Consider the following 21,621-nt stretch of genomic DNA (forward strand, 5'->3'; position numbering starts at 1 on the left):
GCGAAAGCACGGCGAAGCGGTCGACATCAACGGTAACAAAGACCCTTTCAAATAGGCCTCCTGAGGATAGAGACCGCCTATGAGCTGGATTGTTAAACCGTATTTCCTTAATCTTCGCCCCCTCTATACGCTTCACCCATTATTTTTTGGACGGACGAGTTCAAGCCTTCCCCAAGGTTTCGCCGTCCTTTTTTATTCCAGCCGGCAATCCGGCGTTCCGCGCCAGGCTAGCCGGGCCGGTCGATAGGAGTGAGTCATGTCTGAAGTACGCCATTCGCGTGTGATTATTCTCGGTTCCGGCCCTGCCGGTTACAGCGCCGCCGTCTATGCCGCCCGTGCCAACCTGAAGCCGCTGTTGATTACCGGCATGCAGGCCGGTGGCCAGCTGACCACCACTACCGAAGTCGACAACTGGCCCGGTGACGTGCACGGCCTGACCGGCCCGGCCCTGATGGAGCGGATGCGCGAGCACGCCGAGCGTTTCGAGACAGAAATCGTCTTCGATCACATCAATGCCGTGGACTTCGCAGCCAAGCCCTACACCCTGACCGGTGACAGCGCGACCTACACCTGCGACGCCCTGATCATCGCCACCGGTGCCAGCGCTCGCTACCTGGGCCTGCCTTCGGAAGAAGCGTTCATGGGCAAGGGTGTTTCCGCCTGTGCCACCTGCGACGGCTTCTTCTATCGCAACAAGCCGGTGGCAGTGGTCGGTGGCGGTAACACCGCTGTTGAAGAAGCGCTGTACCTGGCCAACATCGCCAGCACCGTGACCCTGATCCACCGTCGCGAAACCTTCCGCGCCGAGAAGATCCTGATCGACAAGCTCAACGCCCGGGTGGCCGAAGGCAAGATCATCCTCAAGCTCAATGCCAACCTGGACGAAGTCCTGGGTGACAACATGGGCGTGACCGGTGCCCGCCTGAAGAACAACGACGGTAGCTTCGACGAGCTGAAGGTCGACGGCGTGTTCATCGCCATCGGCCACACCCCGAACACCTCGCTGTTCGAAGGCCAGTTGACCCTCAAGGACGGTTACCTGGTCGTGCAGGGCGGCCGTGACGGCAATGCCACCGCCACCAGCGTCGAGGGCATCTTTGCTGCCGGCGACGTGGCCGACCACGTTTATCGCCAGGCCATCACCTCGGCCGGCGCCGGTTGCATGGCGGCACTGGACACCGAGCGTTACCTGGACGGCCTGCAGAACGCTTCGTTCTGATTTGCCACCCATAAAAAAAACCGGCGCAAGCCGGTTTTTTTATGGGTGTTGCACGGTAGCAGCCGGCTTGCCGGCGAACAGGCCCTCGAGCCTTGCGCCGCTGTGCTGACGCCTTCGCTGGCGAGCCAGCTCCTACAGAATGCGGATCAGCGGCGGGTCAGCGGCTGGGCGGAGAACTTGACCCCGGCCAGGCCGTGAACGATCAGGGCGCGGATATTGCCGTGGTCAGTGCCTTCGGGGGTGGCCAGTACCGAGCGGTAGTGTTCGCCGAAGGCCAGCAGGGCCTCTTCGTCGCTCAGGCCTTCCAGCAGGGCCAGGCCCAAGGTCTTGCACGAACCTTCGTTCTGCCCGGCGGCGTTTTCCACGCCGCCGTTGTTGAAGGCCTGGGGCTGGTAGTCATAGCCGGCGGCGACAAAGGCCAGGGTGTCGGCAAAAGCGTGTTCACCGCTGTTCAGGCTGGCGCGCAGGGTGTTCAGGTCAGTCATTGGGGTTTTCCTTTGGCGAACGCCGCTTGCTGCTCGGCGCTGGCTTCTTTCTGGTAGAGATTTTTCCATTCGGCGTAGGGCATGCCATACACCACTTCACGAGCGTCATCGAGGCTGACCTCGATCTGGCGTTCGTCGGCCTCGGCCTTGTACCACTTGGACAGGCAGTTGCGGCAGAACCCGGCGAGGTTCATCAGGTCGATGTTCTGCACGTCCTTGCGACTGTCCAGGTGGGCCACCAGGCGGCGAAAGGCCGCGGCTTCCAGTTCCAGGCGTTGTTGTTCAGTCATGGGGTTTCTCCGGGACAGGGGCAAGCGCCCAGGCGGGCACTTGCCACTTGTGGCAGTTTTCTAGGCGCTGGCGCGGCTGGCCGCGAGGGTGATGGACACCGACTCGGCAAAACGCAGGGCGTGGGGTTTGTCGACTTCGACTTCGGCGTACTGCACCGAGGCGTTGCTCATCACCAGGTCCAGCAGCTCCTGGGTCAGGCGCTCCAGCAGGGCAAAGCGGTTGCCCTCGACATGGGCAATGATCGCCTTGGTGATGGTGCGGTAGTTCAGTGCGTGGTCGATGTCGTTGTCCCGCACCGCGTCCTGGGCCGCGTAGAGGATGGTCAGGTTGATCAGCACATCCTGCTTGTTGAGGATCTCTTCCTCGTTGATTCCGATGTAGGTCCGCAGGAGCAGGTCCTTGACTCGGATACGAGCCATTCCTGGCTGAAGTTGTGGCATTGCTACTTGCTCCGTCCAATCAATTGCAGGAATTCCTGGCGAGTGGTGCTCGAATCGCGGAAGGCGCCGAGCATCACCGAGGTGTGCATGGTGGAATTCTGTTTCTCGACGCCGCGCATCATCATGCACATGTGCTTGGCCTCGATCACCACCGCGACGCCGGCGGCCTGAGTCACGCTCTGTACCGCGTCGGCGATTTCCCGAGTGAGATTTTCCTGGATCTGCAGGCGCCTGGCGAACATGTCGACGATCCGCGCGATCTTCGACAGCCCCAGGACCTTGCCGGTAGGAATATAAGCCACATGGGCCTTGCCGATGAAGGGCAGCAGGTGATGTTCGCACAGGGAATACAGCTCGATGTCGGCGACTATCACCATTTCATCGCTGTCGGAAGCAAATAGCGCGCCGTTGACGATGTCCTCCAGCGACTGGCCGTAGCCGTGACACAGGTACTGCATGGCCTTGGCCGCGCGCTTGGGGGTATCGAGCAGGCCTTCGCGCTCGGGGTCTTCGCCCAGGTCCTTGAGGATCTCGCGATAGTGCTGGGGCAGGGAAAGGGTCATGCAAGGTCCTCACAGGGGCCGGCTTACTTGAGGTGCCGCCCGCCGTTGACGGTCAGGGTGGTGCCGGTGACATAGGGGTTGTCCAGCAGATAGCGCAGGCTCTGGTAGATCACTTCGCTGCCGGGTTCGATGCCCAGCGCGGATTTGGCCAGGGTCTTGGCGCGGTACGCCGCGTCGTCGTCGGGGTTGAACAATAGCAGGGCCGGGGCAATGCCGTTGACCTTGATTGTCGGGGCGTATTTCGCTGCGAAGGAGAGGGTCAGGCTGTCCAGGCCGGCTTTGCTGGCGCAGTAGGCGATGTGCTTGCTGCTGCCCTTGCGAGTCACGTCGTCGCTGATGTGGATGATGTCTGCCGGGCTCGAGCGCTGCAGCAACTCGGCGCAATGCAGGTTGATCAGGTAGGGCGCCAGCATGTGCACGCCGAACATCCGGGCAAAGGCCGCTGCTTCGTCGCCAGGGCTCTCCTCCAGCCATTCCGAGGCGTTGTGGACGATGGCCCGCAGGCTCTGGGTACGGTTTTTCAGCTCGGTGATCAGGGCCAGGATCCCGGTTTCGCTGGAGAGATCGGCGAACAGCAGGGTCGCGCCCTTTTCCCGCAGGGCCTCAAGGCCCGGGCGCTGGCTGCGGTAGGTGACGATCACCGGCTGCCCGTCTTGGAGCAGGCGCAGGGCGCAATGCAGGCCGACTCGCTGGCTGGCGCCGGTGATCAGGATCGGGGCAGGAGAGGTGTTCATGAAGGGCTCGCGTCGCGGGTAGTGGGAAAACTATACCAGCGAGGGAAGGCCCTGTGCCTGCAGGCAACGGGCTTGCCGGCGAATGCGATCTTGCGGGGTCTTTTCGTTGGCAAGCCAGCTTCTACGGTAGGCGCAAATATTGCGCGAGGTGTGGTAGGAGCCGGCTTGCCGGCGAATCACGGATTCTGCGTCGAGGGGGTGGCCGGCAGCGGTCGGGCCGGTGTGCTGTTGAGCCAGTTGGCCAGCAGCCGGGTGGACAGCGGAATGAAGAAATAGACCATCAGCGGGGTCAGGGCCAGGGTGCTGACAAATACCCGAGGCAGCAGGCTCAGGTCGCCGAGCAACGGGCCCAGGACAAAGTTGAACAGCAGCGACACCGGGAAGAATGCCAGCCAGATGGCCACGGCCTGCTTCCAGCGCGGCGGGCGATGGCCGGCGGCGCCGAACCAGCCGTCGATACCGCTGACCCGGTGCTCCGAAGGGTGGGCGAACAGGTCGCTGCCCCGGGCCAGCCAGGCCGTACGCGAGGCGGAGTGTTCCCAGGTATGCAGGGTGGATTCGTCGGCGAAGCGGAAGATGATCTGGAATTCGTCATCGTTGGGTGGCGGCGCAAGAACGCCGGAACCCAGGTAGCCGGGAAAGTCGGTGGCCAGTTGTTCGCCTTCGCGCAGCCAGGCGATCAGGTCCTGGTAACGGCCGTCGGCAACGCGCCGGGCAACCATCAGGGTGACGGGTGAGGTAGACATTATGTATCTCCGTAAAACCAATGCGCTGCCTGGGTAAGGCAGTCGCTTGACGAGGCACCGGGGTGGCGGGCCGCGCCTGAAGCAAGCAAGGATTATTCCTGATTGCTGCCCAGGCACCAATGACGGCGGTCGGTTTTTCTCGTGCTTGAAGCATCGCCACCTGAGGGGAGTAGAATGATCGCCACTTTGTTTCCCGGTGTTTTCTTCCCAGATGCCCGTCATGACTGAACTTGCCCCCGCCCCTCACGCCCCCGAAGCCGTTCGTCAGGACGAGTTGTTTCCGATCCGTGAGGTGGCGCGCCTGACCGGAATCAACCCGGTGACCCTGCGGGCCTGGGAACGACGCTACGGTCTGATTCAGCCGACACGCACCGAAAGTGGGCATCGCCTGTACTCCATGCACGATGTTGAGGCGGTGCGTGAGATTCTCGGCTGGATCGAACGCGGCGTGGCGGTGAGCAAAGTGGGCAAGATCCTGGCCAAGGGCCGGGCTGCCCAGGCCCAGCTCAAGGCTCCGGTGGATGGCGGCTTGCAGGGCGAATACGGCCAGTGGCGCGATCAATTGAAGCTGGCGGTCAGCGCGTTCGATGAGGAGCAGCTTGAGCGCCTCTACGGGCAGATCTTCTCCAGCTATGCCTTGCCGGTGGTGTTCCAGGACATCTTCCTGCCGTTCTGGAAGCAGTTACTGCTGGCGCGCGAGGCTTTTGGCCAGACCAGCGAATGGCTGTTCCTGGATGGCTTCCTGCGGGCGCGGATTACCCAGCGCCTGCTGTTGCAACGCGCCACCCAGAGCCGCTATCTGCTGCTGACGGCGCTCAATGAGCAATGCCGCGAACTGGAGCTGTTGGTGGCGGCGCTGATGCTCGGGCAGGACCCGATCGGTGTGCGCCTTCTAGGCGCGGGTGTGCCGCTGGAGGAACTGACCCTGGTCTGCGAAAAGGTCGCGCCGGTAGCCCTGGTGGTGTTTTCCAATCACGCACCCTCGGCCGAGTTGCCCAAGCGCCTCAAGCGCCTGGCACTGACCCTGGATTGCCCATTGCTGCTGGCCGGGGACGCGGCGGACCTGGCCCAGGACAGCCTGGTCGGTTCGCCGGTGGCTTGCCTGGGTAACGAGGGGCGCTTGATGCAGCAGCGCCTGCGCGGGTTCCTTTGAGGCGCTAGCCTTCAGGCGTGCAATGCCGGATGGCTGTGGCGGTGCTGCTGGAGGATGAACTGGCGCAGGCGCTCGGTTTCTTCCAGGTCGCTCTGATCCAGGCGGTAGGCGTAGAAACCGGCTTCGGTCTGGCGCTCGAAGCGCCCGTGCAGGGCAATCCGTTCATAGCCCGAGGGGCTGAACCACTGGGCGAACTGCCGCGGTGGCCGGGTACCGTTGCGGATCTCCACCAATATCCCCTTGAACGAGACCTCCCGAACCCACAGGCGGCCAGGCTGGCCCCTGGCATTTTCCAGGGCCACCGGCTGCTCCAGGGCCAGGCGCCAGGGGCGCACCATGGGCCCATCCTCGAAGATGCTCGGCACCCCCAGCCGCAGGTGCAGGGCATGAAATTCGTCTTCCACCAGCTGCAGCGGGAAGGTCATCTGCTGGTTGTCGAAACGGGCCTGGATGGTGACCTTTTCATTGGCCGCCAGGCGCGTCAGCAGGTCACGGATCTGCGCGCCGCCATTGACCATCAGGCTCGAGGTGGTATCACGCACATTGAGCTGCGGGTTGTGCTGCATGGTCTGGATGAAGTCCAGTTCATCCTGGGTGAGGAGGGCGTCACGCTGCATGATGTTGCTCGGAGGGTGGAGGACAGATCGGCGGGGAATATCCCTACGACCACGAATTCCGCGATTTATTAGTGGCCGCTGGTCGCCTTGAGGGCGGCCAGTTCAGCTTGCACTTCGGCCAGTTGCTGCTCCAGCTGGAGCAAGCGTTGCTGGGCCTTGACCTGGACGCTGACGTCTTTCTGCACGCCGATGAAATAGGTCAGCTGATCACTGTCATTGAATACCGGGGTGATCGACAGCTCATTCCAGAAGTGACTGCCGTCCTTGCGGTAGTTGCGCAGCACCTCGCGGCACGGCCGGCCTTGTCGCAGGGCCTGGCGGATCACTTCCAGGCCTGGCTGGTCACGGTCCCCGGATTGCAGGAAGCGGCAATCCTGGTACAGCACTTCGTCGGCGCTGTAGCCGGTCAGCCGCTCGAAGGCCGGGTTCACATAGATCACGATGTTGTCTTCGCCTTCCTGCTCGGCGACCACAATCCCGTCGTTGGAGGCGTTGATCATCCGTTGCAGCAGATGAGCGTTGATCATCCTGAAGTTCCGCTTTCGATCAGCAAGTGCTGGAGTGTAAGAGAGGCTGGCCCGCTGTCCACCAGCGCTTTGCAGCAGAGGTGGCGGCACAGGCGGGATTTTACTCCGTAGCTGTTAATATCCCAGCCTTTTAGTCAGCTTCAGGATCAGATTGATGAAAGTCGCCATCCTTTCCGGCTCGGTGTACGGCACGGCTGAAGAAGTCGCCCGGCATGCCGCCAAACTCCTCAACGCCGCAGGTTTCGAGGCCTGGCACAACCCGCGCGCCACTCTGGCCGAGCTTCAGGCCTTCGCCCCGCAGGCGTTTCTGGCCGTGACCTCCACCACCGGCATGGGCGAGTTGCCGGACAACCTGCTGCCGCTGTATTCGAGTATTCGCGATCAGTTGCCCGCCGCCTGGCGCGGGTTGCCCGGAGCGGTCATCGGCCTGGGGGATTCCAGCTACGGCGATACCTTCTGTGGCGGTGGCGAGCAGATGCGCGAGCTGTTCGCCGAGCTGGGCGTGCAGGAAGTGCTGCCCATGCTGCGCCTGGACGCCAGCGAGAGCGTGACCCCGGAAACCGACGCCGAGCCCTGGCTGGCCGAGCTGATCAGCGCCCTGCGGGGCTGACCGGCTGTTCCCGCAGCAGCGCCAGCCAGGCTTGTGCTGCCTTGGACAGATAAGCGCCCTGGCGCCAGATGAAGGCGATATCCCATCGCAGGTAGTCCGGCGCCTTCAAGGTCAGGCGCACCACCCCAGGCCGCACCAGGCCACGGGCCACCACACTGGGCAACAGCACCACGCCCTGGCCGGCGGCCACCAGCGCCGCCAGGAAATCCGCCTGGCCGCTGCGCCCGCCTTCCCTGGGGGTGAAACCCACCTGCTGGCAGGCCTGCAACAGCCGGTCGTTGAGCACGAAACTGCGCTGGTACAGGAGGAACGGCGTGTCCGCCAGTTCTTCCAGGCGTACCTGGGCGTTCATCGCCAAGGGGTGATCGGCGGGCAGCAAGGCATCCAGCGGTTCATCGCAGAAGGGCTGGTAGGCGAACGCCGGGTCCTTGGGGGTCAGGCTTCCCCCCAGTTCCAGTTCGCCGTTGCGCACCGCCTGTTCGACATTCAGGCTGCCGCCTTCGAGCAACTGCACCTGGATATTCGGATAGCGCCGGCGGTATTCGGCAAAACGGCTGGCGAACAGCGCGTCACTGCCTAGCAGCGGCAGCCCCAGGCGCAGTTCACCCCGTGCCAGCTGGCTCAGGTCGTCCAGTTCGCTGAGCAGTTCGTGGCGCAGGCGCAACATGCCTTCGGCCCGTTGCAGCACCACGTTGCCGGCGGCGGTGAGGTGGATATGCGAACCCTGGCGCTCCAGCAAGGGCGTGCCGAGGCTCTGTTCCAGCTGGGCGATCTGCTTGCTGACCGCCGACTGGCTGATGTGCAGGGTCCTGGCCGCCTGGGTGAAGCCGCCCTGGCGGATGACCTCGACAAAGCTGCGCAGTTGTTTGAAATCCATGGCGTTGATTCCAGATTGGAATGGCTTCCAGTCTAACAATTCGCTTCGGTAATGATGGGGCTTTTCATAAAATAAGCCCCTGAGAGGACCGAACCACCATGAACATTTCCACCTGCAAACGCCTGGGCCGCCTGATTCTTGAACTGGCGGTGCTGCTGGCCATCTATTTTCTCGGCTGCCAACTGGCCAGCTGGCTGCCCTGGCCGATTCCCGGTGGGGTCATGGGCCTTGCGCTGTTGCTGCTGGCCTTCGCCCTGGGCTGGATCAAGCCGGCGGCCCTGCAGCTGGGGGCCGGCCTGTTGATGGCCGAGATGCTGCTGTTCTTCATTCCCGCACTGATGAGCCTGCTGGACTACGGCGGCCTGCTGCGCCAGGACGGCTGGCGGATTCTGCTGGTAATAGGCGTCAGCACCCTGCTGGTGATGCTGGTGACAGCCTTGACCGTGGAATTGGTGTGCCGCTGGAGGATGCGCCATGAAGCTTGAAGCCATGCCGGTGTTCTGGCTGGCCCTGACCCTGGGCGCCTACCTGTTCAGCCGCTGGATCTACCGGCGCACCGGGCGCTACCTGCTGTCGCCGCTGATTCTGGTGCCGGCCCTGCTGCTGGCGGTCGCCGTGCCGCTGCACACCGCCTACGCCGAATACGCCGCCAATACCCACTGGCTGATGCTGGTACTGGGGCCGGTGACCGTGGCCTTCGCCATTCCCATCTGGCAGCAGCGGCAACTGCTGATGCGCCACTGGTCGGCATTGCTGCTGGGCATGCTGGCGGGCAGCGCGGCTTCCATTGGCAGCTCGTTCGGCCTGGCCAAGGCCCTGGCCCTGGACAGCTCGGTGACCCTGTCCCTGGTGCCGCGCTCCATCACCACGCCGTTCGCCATGCCCCTGGCCCATGACCTGGGCGGCGTACCCGAGCTGACCGCGGTATTCGTGATGTTCACCGGGGTATTCGGGGCCATGCTCGGCGGTGTGCTGCTGCGCTGGCTGCCGCTGCGCAGCGCCCTGGCCCGCGGCGCCCTGTTTGGCGTCGGGGCCCATGGTGCAGGGGTCAGCCGGGCCCATGAAGTGGGGGGTGAAGAAGGTTCGGTGGCAGGGCTGGTGATGGTCCTGACCGGGCTTCTGAACCTGTTCGCCGCGCCTTTGCTGGCGTCGTTGCTTTGACGCGCAAGCCCCGGGCCAGGGCCTGATTCCCGGCTGACCCGCACGGCCATCAAGCTGGCTGCCAATGCAACTCCGCCAGCGGCGTGAGCTGTCTAGACTCTGGAGGTCCTCTTCCTATAAGAACCATCACCGAGGTCCTTGCCGTGAGCCTAGCCCCCGTTCAATCGACACCGAGTGTAAAAAACCAGGTCAGCGCCATCGAGTGGCAAACCCGCGTGGACCTGGCCGCCTGCTATCGCCTGGTGGCGATGCATGGCTGGGACGACCTGATTTTCACCCACATATCCGCCAAGGTGCCGGGCACCGAAGATTTCCTGATCAATCCGTTTGGCCTGATGTTCCACGAGATCACCGCGTCGAGCCTGGTGAAGGTCGACCAGGCCGGCAACAAGCTGATGGACAGCCCCTACGAGATCAACCCGGCGGGCTACACCATTCACAGCGCGGTGCATGCGGTGCGTCACGATGTGGTTTGCGTGCTGCACACCCATACCGCGGCCGGGGTTGCGGTGTCGGCGCAGAAGCAGGGCGTGTTGCCCATCAGCCAGCAGTCGCTGTTCGTGTTGTCGAGCCTGGGTTACCACCCCTATGAAGGTGTGGCCCTGAACCCCGAGGAGAAGGTCCGGCTGCAGGCCGACCTGGGGGACAACAGTTTCCTGATGCTGCACAACCATGGCCTGCTCACCTGCGGCGCGACCATCGCCGACACCTTCCTGATGATGTTCACCTTCCAGCGCGCCTGCGAGATCCAGGTGCTGGCGCAGAACGGCGGCGCCGAGCTGATTGCCATCCCTGCGCCGATCCTGGCCGGGGCCAGGGCGATGATCGCTGGTGTCACCCGCAGCGCTCAGGGCATGGGCGGCGCTCTGGCCTGGCCGGCCCTGCTGCGCAAACTCGATCAACTCGACCCGGGTTACACACTCTGATGCCTATTGCCGAGATCCCGCTGTGCGTGTGGCGTACACGCGGACATGACCTGCTCTTTCGCGGCCAGCGCATCCGTTACTGGGTGGCCGGGCAGGGCGAGCCGCTGCTGCTGATCCATGGCTTTCCCACCGCCAGCTGGGACTGGCACTACCTGTGGCAGCCCCTGGCCCGGCATCATCAGATGATCGCCTGCGACATGCTGGGCTTCGGCGATTCGGCCAAGCCCCTGGAGCATGACTACAGCCTGCTGGAGCAGGCTGACCTGCAGCAGGCGCTGCTGGCCCATCTGGGTATCGCCGAGCCGGTGCATCTGCTGGCCCACGACTACGGCGACAGCGTTGCCCAGGAGTTGCTGGCCCGGCACTACGAAGAGCGGATCGATATCGCCAGTTGCGTGTTTCTCAACGGCGGCCTGTTTCCGGAAACCCATCGCCCGGTGCTGACCCAGAAGCTGCTGCTCAGCCCGCTGGGCTGGATGCTCGGGCGCACGTTCAGCCGCCAGGGCCTGGCCAAGAGTTTCCGGCAGATATTCGGCCCCCAGAACCGCCCCAGCGAGTCGGTGCTGGATGATTTCTGGAGCCTGGTGCAGAGCAACGATGGCCCGAGAATCCTGCACAAGCTGATCGGCTACATCCCTGAACGCCGGGCCCGGCGTGAACGTTGGGTCAGTGCCATGCAGCGCGGCGAGGTGCCCCTGCGGGTGATCGATGGTGCCCTGGACCCGATTTCCGGGGCACACATGGTGGAGCGCTATCGGCAATTGATCCCACGGGCCGACACGGTGCTGCTGCCGAACATCGGGCATTACCCGCAGATCGAAGCGCCCCTGGCGGTGCTCAAGCATTATCTGGAGTTTCGCGACAATCTGCTGTCGCCATCATCACGGTTGGCGTGTTCCTGAACCCCGCGGCCTTGAGCGGGCAAGGCGATTATCCCGCTGCCTTATTGCGCACCATTCAGGTCAAAACGTTTTTATTGTGACCAAAGGCTGGCTGCCTGACACTCGAAGCATTGTCCATTGGCCCTGCTGGAGTTCGGTATGAGTGAGTCTGTGCGCTTGGAAGATAAAGTGGTGATTGTCACCGGAGCCGGCGGTGGCCTGGGCCGGGCCCATGCACTGCTGTTCGCCCGGCACGGCGCCAAGGTGCTGGTCAACGACCTCGGCGGCTCGGCCCAGGGCGAAGGCGCCAGCGCTTCGGCCGCCGACCGCGTGGTGGCGCAGATCCGCGAGGCCGGCGGTATCGCCGAAGCCAGCCATGACTCGGTCACCGACGGTGAAAAGATCGTGCAGAACGCCCTGGATGTGTTTGGCCGGGTCGATGTGGTGGTCAACAACGCGGGGATCCTGCGGGACAAGACCTTTCACAAGATGGAGGACGCCGATTGGGACCTGGTGTATCGGGTGCATGTCGAGGGGGCCTACAAGGTCACCCGCGCCGCCTGGCCACACCTGCGCGACCAGGGGTATGGGCGGGTGATCTTCACCGCTTCCACCTCGGGCATCTATGGCAACTTCGGCCAGTCCAACTACGGCATGGCCAAGCTCGGCCTGTACGGCCTGACCCGGACCCTGGCCATCGAAGGGCGCAAGAACAACATCCTGGTCAACGCCATCGCGCCCACCGGCGGCACGCGGATGACCGAGGGGCTGATTCCGCCCCAGGTGTTCGAGCAGCTCAAGCCCGAACTGGTCAGCCCGCTGGTGGTGTACCTGGGCAGCGAGCAGTGCCAGGAAACCTCCGGCCTGTTCGAAGTGGGCGGCGGCTGGATCGGCAAGGTGCGCTGGGAGCGCAGCCTGGGCGCCGGCTTCGATCCTCGCCAGGGCTTTTCCCCGGAAGACGTGGCGGCCCACTGGCAGCAGATCTGCGACTTCGAGGGCGCGGCGCACCCCAAGGACAATATCGAGGCATTGAAGGAGATGATGCAGAATCTGCAAAAGTACGCCCTCTGAAACGCCCCTTTGTCCATCCCCTATCGCCTGTGCCTGGGTGATAGGGGCCGGCTTCTGGCGCTAAGTGTGCCGGGTTTTCAGCACTGGATGCATCACCCCGCCGGGCCCTGGCCCCGGCGGTTTTACTCCTGCAGCGTTCGTCACTATGCTCGACGGTCCGCGAACGAACAGGGGGTGCTGCATATGTATGAGTCAAAGGATCAGCCGGTATTGTCGCGGCTGCTGTTCATCCGCCGTTTATGCATGCATGGGCTGGTGGTGCTGGCGCTGATCATCTTCTCGGTGCTGCTGGGTATCAGCGGCCTGCTGTACTTCGAACAAGACATTTCCTTCCATGACGCCTTGTATGACGCGGCCATGATCCTCGGCGGCATCGGCCCCATCAACATGCCGCAAACCCCTGGTGGCAAACTGTTTTTTGCCAGCTACGGGCTTTATACCAATCTGGTCTTCGCTGCCACCCTGGGCTTGATCCTGTCCCCAGTGGCGCACCGTCTGCTGCACAAGTTTCATTACGACGAGAGCGAGGACGACGCGGCGTAGTTGCCACTTTCCTCTGGTGTTCCAGGCATAAAAAAGGCCGCTGCAAGAGCAGCGGCCGAAGCAAGACGTTAGATCAAGGAGCTACAAAATCAACGTCGGTGAACCAGGGGCAGCAGCTTGAATCACACGCCTTCAAGCGGCTGGAAATCATTCCCGGGAACAGCTCGTGCCCGGTACTTGCAAGGTCAGTGGCAAGCGGTTGTTTGCCGTGACTGCGAGTGAAGAATAAGCCCTGGCCGGGTACGGAAAAATAGCGATTCAGGACAAGGACTGTTACAGCCTGAGCAACAGTCTGAGCGTTTTTTCGCCCCGATCATCCCCCTGCATCGACGCCCCTGATAAGCCTGCATCCAGCCGCTGGATAACCCCTTGAACGGCCCTGATGGCAAGGGCACTAATCCCTTCGAGTGACAGCGCGAATACCTCCTTGGTGCGCTTATCGACCGTGCTACCCCGGCAGTAGGGTGAGGCCTCCTGTCACTCACCGGGGAAGACGCATGACAAGAATAACAATGCGCGCCATCTTCAAACCGCAGGCGCTGGCCGTCGCGGTGGCGCTGGGCTGCTGCGCCCAGGCGCAGGCGGTGTCGTTCAACATCGGGGAAATCGAAGGGCAGTTCGACTCGTCGCTATCGGTTGGTGCCAGCTGGGGCATGCGCAATGCCGACCGCGCCTTCGTCGGAACGGTCAATGGCGGTACCGCCCAGTCGTCCACCGGCGACGATGGCCGCCTGAACTTCAAGAAGGGCGAAACCTTCTCGAAGATCTTCAAGGGCCTGCATGACCTGGAACTCAAGTACGGCGACACCGGGGTCTTCGTTCGCGGCAAGTACTGGTACGACTTCGAGCTCAAGGACGAAGACCGCGAGTTCAAGCCCATCAGCGACCACAACCGCAAGGAGGGCGCCAAGTCCTCGGGGGCGCAGATCCTCGATGCCTTCGTCTACCACAACTATTCCATTGCCGACCTGCCGGGTACCGTGCGTGCCGGCAAGCAGGTGGTCAGCTGGGGCGAGAGCACCTTCATCGGCAACTCCATCAACAGCATCAACCCTGTGGACGTCTCGGCCTTTCGCCGCCCCGGCGCCGAAATCAAGGAAGGCCTGGTGCCGGTGAACATGCTGTTCGCTTCCCAGGGCCTGACCAACCAGCTGACCGTGGAAGGCTTCTATCAGCTGGAGTGGGACCAGACCGTGGTGGACAACTGCGGCACCTTCTTCGGCAACGACGTGGTGGCCGATGGCTGCACCACCGGCTACACCGTCGGCAGCCCGGCCATCGCGCCGTTGCAGCCGGTGGCGGCGGCCTTCGGCCAGGGCTTCCAGGTGACCCGCGAAGGGGTGATCCTGCCCCGCGGCGGTGATCGTGATGCCCGCGACTCCGGGCAGTGGGGCGCCGCCCTGCGCTGGCTCGGCGATGACACCGAGTACGGCCTGTACTTCATGAACTACCACTCCCGCAGCCCGGTGGTGAGTACCACCACCGCCAATGTGAGTCCGGCGACCCTGGGCGCGATTGCCGGCGTCGCCAACGGCATCGTTCCGGGTTCTGGCAGTGGCCTGGTGCAAAGCGTGATGCTTGGCCGTGGCCAGTACTACCTCGAATACCCGGAAGACATCCGCCTGTATGGCGCCAGTTTCTCCACCACCCTGCCCACCGGCACCGCCTGGACCGGCGAGATCAGCTATCGGCCCAACGCGCCGGTGCAGGTCAACACCAACGACCTGACCCTGGCCCTGCTCAACCCTATTTCCGGGGGCGCGGCGTCGCCGATCAAGACCGCCATGGGGGCCGACAACACCGGCTACCGGCGCAAGGAAATCACTCAGATCCAGAGTTCCATGACCCAGTTCTTCGATCAGGTGCTGGGGGCCGACCGCCTGACCCTGGTGGGCGAGGCGGCAGTGGTCCACGTCGGAGGCCTGGAAGACAAGAGCAAGCTGCGCTACGGCCGGGACTCGGTGTACGGCCAATACGGCTATGGGGGCGACACCGACGGTTTCGTCACGGCCACCTCCTGGGGCTATCGCGCCCGGGCCATCCTCGACTACAGCAACGTGATCGCCGGCATCAACTTCAAGCCCAACCTTTCCTGGTCCCATGACGTCAACGGCTACGGGCCCAACGGCCTGTTCAACCAGGGCGCCAAGGCCCTGAGCGTTGGCGTGGATGCCGACTACCGCAACACCTACACCGCCAGCCTCAGCTACACCGACTTTTTTGGCGGGCGCTACAACACCCTGACCGACCGGGACTTCCTCGCGTTGAGCTTTGGCGTGAACTTCTGAACCGGCACAAGAAGGAGCATTTGAATGCGCAAGATGATTCTGCAATGCAGCGCCCTGGCACTGGGGTTGTGGGCGGCCAACCTGATGGCCGCCGTGAGCCCGCAAGAGGCCGCCAAGCTGGGAACCAGCCTGACCCCGGTGGGTGCGGAAAAAGCCGGTAATGCCGACGGCTCGATCCCGGCCTGGACCGGAGGCATTCCCAAGAATGCCGGGGCGGTGGACAGCAAGGGCTTTCTCGCCGACCCGTTCGCCAATGAAAAACCGCTGTTCATCATCACCGCGGCGACGGTGGACAAATACAAGGACAAGCTTTCGGACGGCCAGGTGGCGATGTTCAAGCGCTACCCGGACAGCTACCGGATCCCGGTCTACCCCACTCACCGCAGCGTCGGTTTGCCACCCGAGATCTACGAGTCGGCCAAGCGCAGCGCCTTGAGCGTGACCACCACCAACGACGGCAACGGCCTGGCCAACTTTACCGGCAACCGTTACTACGCCTTCCCGATTCCGAAGAACGGCATCGAGGTGCTGTGGAACCACCTGACCCGTTATCACGGCGGCAACCAGAAGCGCATCGTCACCCAGGTCACCCCGCAGACCAACGGCAGCTACACCTCGATCCGTTTCGAGGAAGAGGTGGCGGCGCCGCAACTGATCCCGGACCTGGACCCGGCCAAGGCGGCCAACGTGCAGAACTTCTTCAAGCAGTCGGTGACCGCCCCGGCGCGGCTGGCGGGCAACGTGCTGCTGGTCCACGAGACCCTGGACCAGGTCAAGGAACCGCGTTCGGCATGGATCTACAACGCGGGCCAGCGTCGCGTGCGCCGCGCCCCGCAAGTGGCCTACGATGGCCCGGGCACCGCCGCCGACGGCCTGCGCACCTCGGACAACTTCGACATGTTCTCCGGTGCTCCCGACCGTTACGACTGGAAGCTGGTGGGCAAGAAGGAGATGTACATCCCCTACAACAGCTACAAGCTGGATTCCCCGAGCCTCAAGTACGACGACATCGTCAAGGCCGGGCACATCAACCAGGACCTGACCCGCTATGAACTGCACCGGGTGTGGGAAGTGGTGGGCACGGTCAAGCCCAACCAGCGGCACATCTACGCCACTCGGCACATGTACATCGACGAGGACAGCTGGCAGGTGGCCCTGGTGGACCACTATGACGGACGCGGCCAACTGTGGCGGGTAGCCGAAGGTCATGCGCAGTACTACTACGACCACCAGGTACCGGCCTACACCCTGGAGGCCCTGTATGACCTGAACGCCGGCCGTTACCTGGCCCTGGGCATGAAGAACGAAGAGAAGCACAGCCTGGAGTTCGGCTTTGCCGCCAAGGCGGCGGACTACACCCCGGCGGCCCTGCGCGCCAGCGGAGTGCGCTAAGCGCCTCTTGGGTTGCAGTGGAGCAATGGTCGAGCCGCACGCTCTTGGGGCGTGCGGTTTTTTAGGGCGGCCAGTCCTGGCAAGCGAGCTTGCTCGCCACAGTCGCGGCAATACTGCGTTCCTCTTGACTGGCAGTTATCCGACTGCCTGGTCGGTTTTTTTATGGGGGCTGATCAGCCTGCTGAATACTTCTTCAACTGGCCGGGAGGTCGGGGCTAGGGTGGGGCTACGCTGGCTAAAACTATAAAAAGGCACGCCGCAATGACCGCCATGACTCGTTGTCCAGAGCGTCCCGGGTTCATGCCCCGTTTGTCCTCCCATCATTTTTCCCGCAGCCGCCTCAGCGCGCCGTTGCTGGCCTCCGGTGCGCGGGTCAAGCTGCTTTGCGCGCCTGCCGGCAGCGGCAAGACGGCGCTGCTGGCTGAGTGCCTGCAACAGGCACCGGAGACCTGCCGGGTGAGCTGGTTGCCGTTGTCCGGCGGGCGGCATAGCCCGCAGGGGCTGTGCGCTGCCCTGGCCCAGGCCCTGGGGCTGGAGCGCGATGACGAAGCCACGGTGCTGCAGCACCTAGCGCACCTGCAGGCGCCGGCCTGGATCTTCATCGATGACTATTGCCGGGTCGCGGCTGCGGACCTGGACCTGCTGCTCGATCGCCTGCTGAGCCTGGACAACCCGCAGTTGACCTGGTGGCTGGGTTGCCGTCGCCGGCCCCTGTGCAACTGGCCACGCCTGCTGCTGGACGATCAGTTGTTCGAGCTGGACGGCCCGGCACTGGCATTCAGCCAGATCGAGATCGAGCAACTGCTGCAACGGCTGCCGCAACCCCTGTGTGCGCAGACCGCCAGTCGCATTCTGCAACGCAGTGGCGGCTGGTGCGCCGGGGTGCGCATTGCCTTGCTGGAAGGCAGCGAGCTGACGATTCAGCCCTGCAAGCCGGGGCGCCCCAATACCTTGCTGGAGTACCTGGAGCACGAGCTGTTCAGCGTGCTGCCGGCGGAGCTGGCGCAAGTCTGGCAAGTACTGGCGCACCTGCCACGTTTCAACGCCGAGCTGTGCGAGCATCTGTTCGGCGTCGGGGAGGGGGCCCAGTACCTGCGGACCTTGCAGGACATGGCCTGCTTCATCGAACCCTGGGACGGTGGCGGCGACTGGCTCCAGGTGTTTCCGCCGCTGGCCCGGCTGATGCGCGACGAGGCCTGGCCGGGCGGGCGCTCCTGGCATCGCCGGGCCTGCCAGTGGTTCATTGCCCAGGAGGATTGGCAGTCGGCCTTTGAGCAGGCGCTGTGGGCCGAAGAGTATGAAGTCGCGGTCAGCCTGCTGGAGCATTTCAGTTTCGAGTTCCTGTTCCAGCAGGACAATGCGCTGCTGTTGCTGCAACTGCATGAGCGCCACGGTGGCGAACTCTTGCTGGTGTCGCCGCACCTGGTGGGGCTGCTGGTTGCGGCCATGCTGTTTGCCGGGCGCTTCGAGCAGGCCGGGCAGTGCATGGCGCAGATGGCCCGGTTCGCCCCCCAGCCCTCGGCAGCGCAGCAGCGTCAGTTGCTGGCCCGCTGGCAGGCACAGCAGGGCTGGCTGCTGCACCTGAGCGGGCGGATGGCGGCGGCGCGGCAGCATTTTATCGAGGCCCTGGATGAGCTGGCGGACAGCGCCTGGACCACCCGCCTGCTGTGCCTGTCGGGGCTGACCCAGCAGGCCCTGCTGGGTGCGGAGCTGGATGTGGCCCAGGCCCTCAATCGTGAAGCCCTGTGCCTGGCCCGGGCCCAGGATGCCCAGCTGTTCGAAGGCCTGCTGGAACTGGACCATGCCCAGTTGCTGGAGCAAAGGGGCGCGCCGCATCGGGCCCAGAGCCTGCTGGAGCAGGTCTGTGAGCGCTTGTCGATGCAGGCGCTGCGGGCGACCCCGCTGCTCGGTCGCATCGCCCTGCGTCTCGGTCGCCTGGCCTTGCGCCAGGGGCATGCAGAGCAGGCGGCCGGCTACTTTCGCAGCGGCCTCGAGGATTGCCTGCTGAGCCACGACAAGCGTGCCTTGTATGGTTTCCTCGGCCAGGCCCAACTGGCGGCCAACCAGGGTGATTATGCCCAGGCCTTCGTACGCCTGCGGGATGCGGAGCGGCTGATGCAGCAGCGGCAGATTCCCGACACGGTGTACCGGGGCGTGCTGTTGCAGGTCAGCAGCCAGCTCTGGCTGCAACAGGGGCGACCGGAGCTGGCTCAGGAGGCCTTGAGCCGCTTGCTCCGGCACTTTCGCGGCCCCCAGGCGCTACAGGCGCCACCGGCCACCCTGGAGTTGATTCCGGGGATCGAATACCTGCTGGTGCTGGCCGAGGTGCACCTGGGGCGGGCCCAGGCGCCGATCGCTACCTTGCAGGGGCTGCTGGCCCGGGCCCAACGCCACGGCATGCAGGGGTTGGAGGCCGAGGTGCAACTGGCCCTGGCCGAGGTCGCCCACCTGCAAGGCAACCCGGCGCTGGCGCAGGAAGCATTGCAGGCGGGGCAGGCACTGGTGCAGCGATGCAACCTGCCGCAGGCACTGCACGAACTGCGCCTGCGGCAACCACTCTTGCTGGCTGCGGGGGAAGCGCTGCAGACGCCATCATCGGCAGGCCCCCTGGAAAACCGCGAAAGCCTGCTCAGCCTGCGGGAACTGCAAGTGCTGCAACTGATCGCCCAGGGCTGTTCAAACCAGCAGATCGCCGAGCAATTGTTCATTTCCCTGCATACCGTGAAGACCCACGGGCGCCGGATTCACAGCAAACTGGGGGTGGAGCGGCGTACCCAGGCGGTAGCCAAGGCCCAGGCCCTGGGGCTGATGAGTTGAGCGCTAGCGGTTATTGCGGCTGATAACCCATGCGCCAGCTCACTGCAGAGCTGGCCGCCAGCAGACGTTGGGCTGCGGGCCCATGTTCATCGGCGTGGAACAGCGACGTCGGCCCTACCACGGTCAGCACCGCGGCGATTTTGCCGGTGGCATCGAACACCGGCGCCGACAGGGCATCGACACCGGGCATCAGCAAACCGTGGACATGGTGCAGCCCGCGCTGGCGAATCTGCTCGGCCAGGGCATCGTGCACCTGCTTGTCGGCCAGGGCGTGGGGGCTGCCGGTTGCCAGTTCCTGCTGGCGCAGGTCGAGGGTTTCGCGCTGTGGCAGGTAGGCGTTGAACACCAGCCCGGTGGATGAACTGAGCAGTGGCAGCACCGAGCCCAGTTGAGTGACCACGGTCACCGCCCGCACCGCCGGTTCGATATGCACCACCGTCGCGCCCTGGTTGCCCCACACCGCGAGGAAGCAGGTTTCGTTCAATTCGTCCCGCAGTTCCGCCAGGGGCAGGGTCGCGACTTTCAGTACGTCCATGCTGCCCAGGGCGGCCAGGCCTACCCGCAGGGCTTCGCGGCCCAGGCCGTAGTGATTGGTGGCGCTGTTCTGTTCGGCAAAGCCGCTGGCAATCAAGGCCTGCAGGTAGCGATGCACCTTGCTTGCCGGCATCTGCACATGTTCGGCCAGGCGCGAAAGGGAAGTGGCCGGCGACAGTTCGGCCAGGGCCTTGAGGATGTCGGTACCGACCTCGGCCGAGCGGACTTTCTGTTTACCGGTGCTGTCGCTGATGCTGCGCGGCTTTTCCATGGAGGCATTGGGGTCCCGTGACAAGTGGCGGTCTTTATAGCTTGACGCTCCTGGGCAATCAAATTACGTTATACGTAATTGGATTACGATAAAAATAACCCAGGCGTGCCGATAGCTCTTGTGAGGGAGTGGTGGGCCCCTGCCTATTCCAACTTACAGGAGGCTCCATGAACCTCGATTCTTCGGCGTCGGCCCTCAGCTACCAATCGGGCTTCGGCAACGAATTTGCCAGCGAGGCCCTGCCAGGGGCGCTGCCCGTCGGCCAGAACTCCCCGCAAAAAGCCCCTTATGGCCTGTACGCCGAACTGTTTTCCGGCACCGCCTTCACCATGACCCGCAGCGAAGCCCGGCGTACCTGGATGTACCGCATCCAGCCCTCGGCCAAGCACCCGGCTTTCGCCAAGCTTGCGCGCCAGCTGGCAGGCGGCCCCCTGGGTGAGGTCACCCCCAACCGCCTGCGCTGGAGCCCCCTGCAGATTCCAAGCGAGCCCACCGATTTCATCGACGGCCTGGTGGCGATGGTGGCCAACTCGGCTGCGCAGAAGCCGGCGGGTATCAGCGTCTATCACTACCGTGCCAACCGCTCGATGGAGCGGGTGTTCTTCAATGCCGATGGCGAGCTGCTGCTGGTGCCGGAACTGGGCCGCCTGCGCATCGTCACCGAACTGGGCATGCTGGACCTGGAGCCATTGGAAATCGCCGTGTTGCCTCGCGGGCTGAAATTCCGCATCGAACTGCTGGACCCGCAAGCCCGTGGCTACGTCGCCGAGAACCACGGTGCGCCGCTGCGCCTGCCGGACCTTGGGCCGATTGGCAGCAACGGCCTGGCCAACCCTCGGGACTTCCTGGCCCCGGTGGCTCATTACGAAGACCTGCGCCAGCCCACCACGCTCGTCCAGAAGTACCTCGGCGAGCTCTGGGGCTGCGAGCTCGACCACTCGCCACTGAACGTGGTGGCCTGGCACGGCAACAACGTGCCGTACAAATACGACCTGCGTCGTTTCAACACCATTGGCACCGTCAGCTTCGACCACCCGGACCCGTCGATCTTCACCGTATTGACCTCGCCCACCAGCGTGCCGGGCCTGGCCAACCTGGACTTCGTGATCTTTCCGCCACGCTGGATGGTGGCCGAGAACACCTTCCGTCCACCGTGGTTCCACCGCAACCTGATGAACGAGTTCATGGGCCTGATCCAGGGCGCCTACGATGCCAAGGCCGAAGGCTTCCTGCCCGGCGGCGCGTCGCTGCACAGTTGCATGAGCGCCCACGGCCCGGACGGCGAGACCTGCACCAAGGCGATCAACGCCCAGTTGCAGCCGGCCAAGATCGACAACACCATGGCCTTCATGTTCGAGACCAGCCAGGTGCTGCGCCCGAGCCAGTTCGCCCTGGAGTGCCCAGAGCTGCAGAACGACTACGATGCTTGCTGGGCCTCGCTGCCCGTCACCTTCAACCCGAATCGGAGATAACCC

The 21,621-nt window shown here is 63.9% G+C and carries 23 protein-coding genes; 13 read left to right on the forward strand and 10 right to left on the reverse strand.

Annotated elements, in window-relative coordinates:
* Positions 1–256: 256 nt before the first annotated feature.
* Positions 257–1,219, forward strand: coding sequence for a thioredoxin-disulfide reductase (gene trxB, locus BM382_RS13080; protein ID WP_011059299.1), 963 nt, complete (start codon positions 257–259; stop codon positions 1,217–1,219).
* A 146-nt stretch (positions 1,220–1,365) separates the two neighbouring features.
* Here the strand turns inward: trxB and BM382_RS13085 are convergent, their stop codons facing one another.
* The 6 genes from BM382_RS13085 to BM382_RS13110 form a co-directional block, all read right to left on the reverse strand.
* Positions 1,366–1,704, reverse strand: coding sequence for a HopJ type III effector protein (locus BM382_RS13085; protein ID WP_019093350.1), 339 nt, complete (start codon positions 1,702–1,704; stop codon positions 1,366–1,368).
* Entirely contained in the window at positions 1,701–2,012 is a 312-nt protein-coding gene (locus BM382_RS13090; RefSeq protein WP_169892840.1) for a DUF1244 domain-containing protein, read from the reverse strand. Before BM382_RS13090 ends, BM382_RS13085 begins: the two co-directional genes overlap by 4 nt.
* 42 nt (positions 2,013–2,054) lie before the next feature.
* Positions 2,055–2,435 carry a dihydroneopterin triphosphate 2'-epimerase gene (folX, locus tag BM382_RS13095; RefSeq protein ID WP_011059302.1) on the reverse strand — a complete coding sequence of 127 codons (381 nt, stop codon included), beginning with the start codon at positions 2,433–2,435 and terminating at the stop codon, positions 2,055–2,057.
* Between the two features lie 2 nt (positions 2,436–2,437).
* Positions 2,438–2,998, reverse strand: coding sequence for a GTP cyclohydrolase I FolE (folE, locus tag BM382_RS13100; RefSeq protein ID WP_011059303.1), 561 nt, complete (start codon positions 2,996–2,998; stop codon positions 2,438–2,440).
* A 23-nt stretch (positions 2,999–3,021) separates the two neighbouring features.
* Positions 3,022–3,732 (reverse strand): dihydromonapterin reductase, encoded by a 711-nt coding sequence (folM, locus tag BM382_RS13105; protein WP_072443025.1) that lies wholly within the window; start codon positions 3,730–3,732, stop codon positions 3,022–3,024.
* 176 nt (positions 3,733–3,908) lie between these two features.
* On the reverse strand, positions 3,909–4,478 hold the full coding sequence (locus BM382_RS13110; protein ID WP_011059305.1) for an antibiotic biosynthesis monooxygenase: 570 nt from the start codon (positions 4,476–4,478) through the stop codon (positions 3,909–3,911).
* A 211-nt stretch (positions 4,479–4,689) separates the two neighbouring features.
* On the opposite strand from BM382_RS13110, the gene BM382_RS13115 reads away from it, so the two are divergent.
* The gene (locus tag BM382_RS13115) at positions 4,690–5,631 is read left to right on the forward strand and encodes a MerR family transcriptional regulator (protein WP_015634184.1); all 942 of its coding nucleotides are present in this window, start codon (positions 4,690–4,692) and stop codon (positions 5,629–5,631) included.
* 11 nt (positions 5,632–5,642) lie between these two features.
* On the opposite strand, the gene BM382_RS13120 is transcribed toward BM382_RS13115, so the two are convergent.
* Positions 5,643–6,248 (reverse strand): hypothetical protein, encoded by a 606-nt coding sequence (locus BM382_RS13120; RefSeq protein WP_011059307.1) that lies wholly within the window; start codon positions 6,246–6,248, stop codon positions 5,643–5,645.
* A 68-nt stretch (positions 6,249–6,316) separates the two neighbouring features.
* On the reverse strand, positions 6,317–6,775 hold the full coding sequence (locus tag BM382_RS13125) for a PAS domain-containing protein (RefSeq protein WP_011059308.1): 459 nt from the start codon (positions 6,773–6,775) through the stop codon (positions 6,317–6,319).
* Positions 6,776–6,929: 154 nt separating this feature from the next.
* On the opposite strand from BM382_RS13125, the gene BM382_RS13130 reads away from it, so the two are divergent.
* On the forward strand, positions 6,930–7,385 hold the full coding sequence (locus BM382_RS13130; RefSeq protein WP_015634186.1) for a flavodoxin: 456 nt from the start codon (positions 6,930–6,932) through the stop codon (positions 7,383–7,385).
* Here BM382_RS13130 and BM382_RS13135 read toward each other — a convergent pair.
* Positions 7,366–8,262, reverse strand: coding sequence for a LysR family transcriptional regulator (locus BM382_RS13135; RefSeq protein WP_011059310.1), 897 nt, complete (start codon positions 8,260–8,262; stop codon positions 7,366–7,368). The genes BM382_RS13130 and BM382_RS13135 overlap by 20 nt on opposite strands.
* Before the next feature lie 98 nt (positions 8,263–8,360).
* Between BM382_RS13135 and BM382_RS13140 the strand changes: the two genes are divergently transcribed.
* The 9 genes from BM382_RS13140 to BM382_RS13180 all read left to right on the forward strand — a co-directional run bounded on the left by BM382_RS13140 (position 8,361) and on the right by BM382_RS13180 (position 19,341).
* Positions 8,361–8,747: a CidA/LrgA family protein gene (locus tag BM382_RS13140; RefSeq protein WP_072443027.1), complete on the forward strand. Its 387-nt coding sequence runs from the start codon at positions 8,361–8,363 to the stop codon at positions 8,745–8,747.
* Positions 8,737–9,423, forward strand: a complete 687-nt coding sequence (locus BM382_RS13145; RefSeq protein ID WP_011059312.1) for an LrgB family protein — start codon at positions 8,737–8,739, stop codon at positions 9,421–9,423. The genes BM382_RS13140 and BM382_RS13145 overlap by 11 nt, the downstream gene beginning before the upstream one ends.
* 143 nt (positions 9,424–9,566) lie before the next feature.
* Positions 9,567–10,349, forward strand: coding sequence for a class II aldolase/adducin family protein (locus tag BM382_RS13150; RefSeq protein ID WP_011059313.1), 783 nt, complete (start codon positions 9,567–9,569; stop codon positions 10,347–10,349).
* A complete protein-coding gene (locus BM382_RS13155) occupies positions 10,349–11,251 on the forward strand; it encodes an alpha/beta fold hydrolase (protein ID WP_011059314.1) in 903 nt (300 codons plus the stop codon). Before BM382_RS13150 ends, BM382_RS13155 begins: the two co-directional genes overlap by 1 nt.
* Positions 11,252–11,389: 138 nt before the next feature.
* Positions 11,390–12,301, forward strand: a complete 912-nt coding sequence (locus BM382_RS13160; RefSeq protein WP_011059315.1) for an SDR family oxidoreductase — start codon at positions 11,390–11,392, stop codon at positions 12,299–12,301.
* 183 nt (positions 12,302–12,484) lie between these two features.
* The gene (locus BM382_RS13165) at positions 12,485–12,844 is read left to right on the forward strand and encodes a hypothetical protein (RefSeq protein ID WP_019093356.1); all 360 of its coding nucleotides are present in this window, start codon (positions 12,485–12,487) and stop codon (positions 12,842–12,844) included.
* A 497-nt stretch (positions 12,845–13,341) separates the two neighbouring features.
* Positions 13,342–15,132 carry a DUF1302 domain-containing protein gene (locus tag BM382_RS13170; protein WP_019093357.1) on the forward strand — a complete coding sequence of 597 codons (1,791 nt, stop codon included), beginning with the start codon at positions 13,342–13,344 and terminating at the stop codon, positions 15,130–15,132.
* 24 nt (positions 15,133–15,156) lie between these two features.
* On the forward strand, positions 15,157–16,524 hold the full coding sequence (locus BM382_RS13175; RefSeq protein WP_011059318.1) for a DUF1329 domain-containing protein: 1,368 nt from the start codon (positions 15,157–15,159) through the stop codon (positions 16,522–16,524).
* A 261-nt stretch (positions 16,525–16,785) separates the two neighbouring features.
* On the forward strand, positions 16,786–19,341 hold the full coding sequence (locus BM382_RS13180) for a LuxR C-terminal-related transcriptional regulator (protein WP_072443029.1): 2,556 nt from the start codon (positions 16,786–16,788) through the stop codon (positions 19,339–19,341).
* 10 nt (positions 19,342–19,351) lie between these two features.
* On the opposite strand, the gene BM382_RS13185 is transcribed toward BM382_RS13180, so the two are convergent.
* A complete protein-coding gene (locus BM382_RS13185; protein ID WP_011059320.1) occupies positions 19,352–20,146 on the reverse strand; it encodes an IclR family transcriptional regulator in 795 nt (264 codons plus the stop codon).
* 167 nt (positions 20,147–20,313) lie between these two features.
* Between BM382_RS13185 and hmgA the strand changes: the two genes are divergently transcribed.
* A complete protein-coding gene (gene hmgA / locus BM382_RS13190) occupies positions 20,314–21,618 on the forward strand; it encodes a homogentisate 1,2-dioxygenase (RefSeq protein WP_011059321.1) in 1,305 nt (434 codons plus the stop codon).
* Positions 21,619–21,621 lie beyond the last annotated feature (3 nt).

The sequence above is a fragment of the Pseudomonas sp. NFPP25 genome (assembly GCF_900116505.1).
In the GTDB taxonomy this organism is placed as follows: domain Bacteria; phylum Pseudomonadota; class Gammaproteobacteria; order Pseudomonadales; family Pseudomonadaceae; genus Aquipseudomonas; species Aquipseudomonas protegens.